The organism is Pseudomonas sp. CM25 (assembly GCF_013179705.1).
In the GTDB taxonomy this organism is placed as follows: Bacteria; Pseudomonadota; Gammaproteobacteria; order Pseudomonadales; family Pseudomonadaceae; genus Aquipseudomonas.
Genome location: NZ_JABMCW010000527.1, coordinates 1 through 2,655, shown reverse-complemented (window position 1 = coordinate 2,655; position 2,655 = coordinate 1). Strand labels below are relative to the sequence as shown.

Here is a 2,655-nt window from a genome sequence, read left to right as displayed (position 1 = left end):
AGTGGTCGTTTTTCTCGCCATCGATCGTGCCAGTACCATCAATCGGCAGTTTCCACTCCACGTCCACCAGGTCCGTGCCGTAGGCGCGGCCCTGCAATTGGAACTTGCCGTCTGGCCGTTGGGTAAGCGTCACCGCGATCTCCGGGCCGCGCTGGCGCACCAGCACATAGGTCGAACGCACCTCGTCTGTCAGCGTGTTGCGCACCCTGACTTCGTCGAGTACATAGGTTTCGTTGCCTTCAACCTTGGCACCTGTGGTGTAGGTGCAACGCTTGCCATCAGCATCGGGTGCTACCGAACCGCGTCCGTCCTCCCCGGCGTCAGCCACCGACCACTCCAAGACTCCGCCCAGGGTGCCGGCCGTCAGTGGAAAAGTGTCATCGACGTAGCACACCTGAACCAGCGGGTTGACCGTCATTGCAGAGGGCACCACGGTGACCAGGGTGGTGCTGTTCTGGCCGGTTTTCGAGTCAGTGGCGACAACCGTGGCGCGCATCGGCTCGCTTCCCATGGCATGCGCTGGAGGAGCCCGGTAGTCACCGGTAGCGGGATCGATCCGGCCAAGGTCACCGACGCTGCCAGGGAGCTCCCGCAACGATCATGTCACGTTTTCCAGCGGCGGGTTGACGGTAAAGGCATGACGCTGTGCCGGGGCCAGTGTGATGGGTGGATCGACGATACGAAAACCGGCAGCGCCACCGTCACTGGCAAACAAGGCCATGCCATTGGGCAATTCGTGCCGGAACGGCGCGAGCTTGTACCACCCCGCCAACGTGACGCCGTCCAGCACTTGCTCCGGAATCAACGCGGTCAGCTGCTTGGCCAGGCCTTCCAGTACCGCCTGTTTGATCAAGAACGCGACAAACGCGCAGATCTCTTCGCGTAGTTCGGCCGGCATGTTGTTCGGCAGGCCACTGACAGGGGTCACTTCGGCCGATTGCTGCCATGGCCACAACACTTGCCCGAGCAGCATGCCGCCGGCGCTTTCCTCGGATGACGCCGGTTCATTCAAGTTGAACAACGTCTGCAGGTCGAACTGGAAGGTCGCCGTGTGAGTCTGCTCCGCTCCGTTCGGCTTGGCGCTGTAGGTCAATGACAGGGTGCAGTGGGACTTCCAGTGCTGACGTACTTCATCACGCTCGAACGAGATACTGAGGGGCGATTGGAAATCAGCCTGAGACTCCTGGCCCTGCGCATTGCTCAGGGCTGATGTGCAGCAGCAGCATCCTTGGCCGTGTTGGCTGGCGATCCGCGCATCGGTATCGGCGTCAAGCGGAGCGCCGGCCACGGCAATCTCGAACGCCTCACAGCTGAACTGATAAGCGTTGCTCTCATAGGTGCCGGGGTGCACAGGCAGCAGACCAGCCTTGGCATCCAAGCGCTGCAGGTTGTTATCCGCGTCGAAAGTGGCGTCGAACGCCCCACCTTCAAGCATATGCTCAAGGCCGACACCGTAGGCGGCCCGATGCAGGAAGCGCGAGGTCAGCAACACACTGCTGCTCACCGGTGTTTCCAGGTCGTCAGGTAACAGGAAAGGATACCCGGAGTCCTCGCCTGGGAAGTCGCCCGTCGGCCCGTTGTCAACGCCTGCGAAGATGACTAATGCAGGCGTGCCATTGGCTTTACTGACATGGGTACGTACTTCACTGCGGCGCACGTTCAGGTAAGGGTTGCTGGGCAGCCGCCTGAACGTCACCAAAGGATAGACTTGCCGGGCACTGCCCAGGCCGCTGAGCACATCCTTGAAGAAGCGCCCGGCGGCCAGGCGCTGGGGCAGGCCGCCGCCCAGATCGAGTTCGGTATCAGTGCCATCGCGCAGGTCGGCCCTCACGCCCTGGGCATCGCTGGCAAGCACCAGGGCCTGCGACACTGGCAGCGGGTCCAGCACATCATGCACCGCCAGACCGAGCAGGCCGTCGACCTTGTCCACGCTCAGGTGCGTACCACCCTCAAGGGCGATGCGTTGCTGGACCTTTGCCGAAGCATGCGCTGCCTGCATGGCCGCCAATACTGGCGGCCCCATGCGGTAGCCGGTCAGGATATGGGTAACGCCGGAGCCAGGCAGGGCGATCTCGCCTTCGATATCGCCCCAAGCGCTGTCCTCCTGACTGAAATGCGCCTGCTCGACCAGCTGGTTCAGTTGCTCGGGACGTGTGGCAAATGTGAGGTCCCAGTTAAGATGGCTTGTTTGCTGCTTCATCCAAGCCGTGATGACCGACAGATAATTGGTAGCCATGATTTAGCCCTGTTCCATTGATGTGCTGTACAGCATTCGTGCACCCACGCGTTGTGCAGCCTGTTCGAGGGCCTGATAAGCGTTGATGTGCTCACCCAAGGGCAGCGGCAACACGATGAAACCCTCCAAGCTGAAGGGGAACCCTGGCATGGGCTGCCAGACGGCGCGGACAACGCAGAAATGTGCAGGGCTCTCGGCGGTCGCCTGGTAGTAAGGCTTACCGCCCTGATCGATGTCGATCCGCCCCGGGCCATACGCGACTGTCAGTTCACTGACGCCGGCCGCCCCCCCCGCACTGATGGAAAGCCAGACTCTGCCCAACTTGTCATCGCGTTCGTCCACCAGCACATCAGCGGGGCGGTTCCCGGTCATCTGGGTGACGATACATAGCGTCCGGCGTTCATCGGTCAGGCTGTTGC

2 protein-coding genes and 1 pseudogene are annotated in these 2,655 nt (G+C 61.8%); all 3 read right to left on the bottom strand.

The genetic code is table 11. From position 1 onward, the window contains the following. A pseudogene (locus tag HP546_RS28955) lies at positions 1 to 496 on the bottom strand (imidazole glycerol phosphate synthase subunit hisF); the annotation flags it as partial. A gap of 102 nt (positions 497 to 598) precedes the next feature. Then, positions 599 to 2,236: a hypothetical protein gene (locus tag HP546_RS28950; protein ID WP_172232914.1), complete on the bottom strand. Its 1,638-nt coding sequence runs from the start codon at positions 2,234 to 2,236 to the stop codon at positions 599 to 601. Positions 2,237 to 2,239: 3 nt separating this feature from the next. Continuing rightward, positions 2,240 to 2,655, bottom strand: a 416-nt coding sequence (locus HP546_RS28945) for a hypothetical protein (protein WP_172232911.1), incomplete at its 5' end; no start/stop codon positions are given.

Excerpts from the sequence above, each read along its gene's own strand:
- HP546_RS28950 (WP_172232914.1), bottom strand. The coding sequence starts at position 2,236 with ATGGCTACCAATTATCTGTCGGTCATCACGGCTTGGATGAAGCAGCAA.